At 25.8% G+C, this 578-nt stretch carries 1 protein-coding gene; it reads right to left on the reverse strand.

Features of this window, described 5'->3' with window-relative positions; genetic code table 11:
• The coding region (locus tag GQX97_RS14215) for a VWA domain-containing protein (protein WP_157152360.1) at nucleotides 1-578 on the reverse strand (578 nt) is incomplete at both ends.

Genomic DNA, 578 nt, shown 5'->3' on the forward strand with positions numbered 1-578 from the left:
CCTTTACACTATTATGCATACATTTATAATCATTGCTGTCTTCCAAATCGCTTATAAGCAAATATATAGTCTTATCTGGAATAGTTGTAATTTTTTTAGCATATTCCAAAGCATTAACAATATCAGTTCCKCCTCCTAATTGAACCTTTAAAAGAGTATCCACCGGGTCTTTAACATAATCAGTAAGATCAACTATWGAAGTRTCAAATATAATAAGCTTCACAGATAAATAAGGCAAATTAGCAAATATTGACGCCATTATAGAAGAATATATAACGCTATCAAGCATAGATCCGCTTTCATCYACAAGTATTATAATATGCCAAGGATTGTAGTTTTTTATATTGTTATTAAAATAAAGTTTATCTACAAATATTGTGTTATCTTGAATATTATAGTTTTTTAAATTATGTCTTATTGTTTTTTTTACATCAAGATTTTTAAACATTTTTTTTTGCATTGTATAAGAATGAGGAAGCTTCTTACCATAAAAAACTTTTTTAATATCTTGTTCCATTTTTCTTTTTAGTTTTTCTACAATATCTCTTACTATTCCATATGCAAGTTTTTTTACATTA

The sequence above is a fragment of the Brachyspira sp. SAP_772 genome, from assembly GCF_009755885.1.
Taxonomy (GTDB): Bacteria; Spirochaetota; Brachyspiria; order Brachyspirales; family Brachyspiraceae; genus Brachyspira.